Source organism: Shewanella salipaludis (assembly GCF_012911865.1).
GTDB classification, from domain to species: Bacteria; Pseudomonadota; Gammaproteobacteria; order Enterobacterales; family Shewanellaceae; genus Shewanella; species Shewanella salipaludis.
The window spans coordinates 1-3,045 of the sequence record NZ_JAAXYH010000028.1; the positions used below are offsets into that span (position 1 = coordinate 1).

Consider the following 3,045-nt stretch of genomic DNA (forward strand, 5'->3'; position numbering starts at 1 on the left):
AGTGAAACTCATTTGGGTTGTATGGTTAAGCGACTAAGCGTATACGGTGGATGCCTTGGCAGTCAGAGGCGATGAAGGACGTAGTAACTTGCGAAAAGCGTTGGCGAGCTAGTAACAAGCATTTGAGCTAACGATGTCCGAATGGGGCAACCCAGCAGCATAAGCTGTTATCTGTACATGAATACATAGTGTGCAGAGGCGAACCCGGGGAACTGAAACATCTAAGTACCCGGAGGAAAAGAAATCAACCGAGATTCCCCTAGTAGCGGCGAGCGAACGGGGATTAGCCCTTAAGTCTATGGGGTGTTAGTGGAATGGTCTGGAAAGTCCAGCGGCACAGGGTGATAGCCCCGTACACGAAAACTAACCGTAGATGAAAACGAGTAAGGCGGGACACGTGATATCCTGTTTGAATATGGGGGGACCATCCTCCAAGGCTAAATACTCCTGACTGACCGATAGTGAACCAGTACCGTGAGGGAAAGGCGAAAAGAACCCCTGTGAGGGGAGTGAAATAGAACCTGAAACCGTATACGTACAAGCAGTGGGAGCGGTTCTTGAGACCGTGACTGCGTACCTTTTGTATAATGGGTCAGCGACTTACATTTTGTAGCGAGGTTAAGCGAATAGCGGAGCCGTAGGGAAACCGAGTGTTAACTGCGCGTTTAGTTGCAAGGTGTAGACCCGAAACCCGGTGATCTAGCCATGGGCAGGTTGAAGGTTGAGTAACATCAACTGGAGGACCGAACCGACTAATGTTGAAAAATTAGCGGATGACTTGTGGCTGGGGGTGAAAGGCCAATCAAACCGGGAGATATCTGGTTCTCCTCGAAAGCTATTTAGGTAGCGCCTCGAGCGAATACCACTGGGGGTAGAGCACTGTTAAGGCTAGGGGGTCATCCCGACTTACCAACCCTTTGCAAACTCCGAATACCAGTGAGTACTACTCGGGAGACAGACGGCGGGTGCTAACGTCCGTCGTCAAAAGGGAAACAACCCAGACCGTCAGCTAAGGTCCCAAAGTACTAGCTAAGTGGGAAACGATGTGGGAAGGCTTAGACAGCTAGGATGTTGGCTTAGAAGCAGCCATCATTTAAAGAAAGCGTAATAGCTCACTAGTCGAGTCGGCCTGCGCGGAAGATGTAACGGGGCTAAGCTAGTCACCGAAGCTACGGGTACATGCCATTAGGCGTGTGCGGTAGAGGAGCGTTCTGTAAGCCGTTGAAGGTGAAGGGGTAACCCACGCTGGAGGTATCAGAAGTGCGAATGCTGACATGAGTAACGATAAAGGGGGTGAAAAACCCCCTCGCCGGAAGACCAAGGGTTCCTGTCCAACGTTAATCGGGGCAGGGTGAGTCGACCCCTAAGGCGAGGCCGAAAGGCGTAGTCGATGGGAAACGGGTTAATATTCCCGTACTTTCGCTAACTGCGATGGAGAGACGGAGAAGGCTAGGCTAGCGCGGCGTTGGTAGTCCGCGTTTAAGGTGGTAGGCTGATTTCTTAGGCAAATCCGGGAAATCTTAAGGCCGAGAGCTGATGACGAGGTCCCACGGGACTGAAGTAGTTGATGCCATGCTTCCAGGAAAATCTTCTAAGCTTCAGGTTAGCGGGAATCGTACCCCAAACCGACACAGGTGGTCGGGTAGAGAATACCAAGGCGCTTGAGAGAACTCGGCTGAAGGAACTAGGCAAAATGGTACCGTAACTTCGGGAGAAGGTACGCTGCTGTTGGTGATGGGACTTGCTCCCTAAGCTGACGGCAGTCGCAGATACCAGGTGGCTGCAACTGTTTATCAAAAACACAGCACTGTGCAAAATCGCAAGATGACGTATACGGTGTGACGCCTGCCCGGTGCCGGAAGGTTAATTGATTGGGTTATCTTCGGAGAAGCTCATGATCGAAGCCCCGGTAAACGGCGGCCGTAACTATAACGGTCCTAAGGTAGCGAAATTCCTTGTCGGGTAAGTTCCGACCTGCACGAATGGCGTAATGATGGCCACGCTGTCTCCAGCCGAGACTCAGTGAAGTTGAAATTGCGGTGAAGATGCCGTATACCCGCGGCTAGACGGAAAGACCCCGTGAACCTTTACTATAGCTTGGCACTGAACATTGAACCTACATGTGTAGGATAGGTGGGAGACTTTGAAGTTGGGACGCTAGTCCTGATGGAGTCGTCCTTGAAATACCACCCTTGTAGTTTTGATGTTCTAACTCTGGCCCCTTATCGGGGTTGAGGACAGTGCCTGGTGGGTAGTTTGACTGGGGCGGTCTCCTCCCAAAGAGTAACGGAGGAGCACGAAGGTTGGCTAAGTACGGTCGGACATCGTACGGTTAGTGCAATGGCATAAGCCAGCTTAACTGCGAGACATACACGTCGAGCAGGTACGAAAGTAGGTCATAGTGATCCGGTGGTTCTGAATGGAAGGGCCATCGCTCAACGGATAAAAGGTACTCCGGGGATAACAGGCTGATACCGCCCAAGAGTTCATATCGACGGCGGTGTTTGGCACCTCGATGTCGGCTCATCACATCCTGGGGCTGAAGTCGGTCCCAAGGGTATGGCTGTTCGCCATTTAAAGTGGTACGCGAGCTGGGTTCAGAACGTCGTGAGACAGTTCGGTCCCTATCTGCCGTGGGCGTTGGATGATTGAAGGGAGCTGCTCCTAGTACGAGAGGACCGGAGTGGACGAACCGCTGGTGTTCGGGTTGTCATGCCAATGGCATTGCCCGGTAGCTACGTTCGGAATCGATAACCGCTGAAAGCATCTAAGCGGGAAGCGAGCCCTAAGATGAGTCATCCCTAGGACTATAAGTCCTCTAAAGAGCCGTTCGAGACTAGGACGTTGATAGGCATGGTGTGTAAGCGTTGTGAGGCGTTGAGCTAACATGTACTAATGACTCGTGAGGCTTAACCATACAACCCAGATGGGTTTTACTGAAAACGCGATTTTCAGACCTTAGATAGAATACAAGCGCTTGATAAAGTGGGTCATAAAATGCTCCAGGCATTTATGACATCAAGTACCTCCATGTACTTGAACTCA

1 rRNA gene is annotated in these 3,045 nt (G+C 51.4%); it reads left to right on the forward strand.

Annotated elements, in window-relative coordinates:
* The first annotated feature begins 23 nt into the window (after positions 1-23).
* Positions 24-2,917, forward strand: a 23S ribosomal RNA gene (locus tag HC757_RS18820).
* Positions 2,918-3,045: the final 128 nt, after the last annotated feature.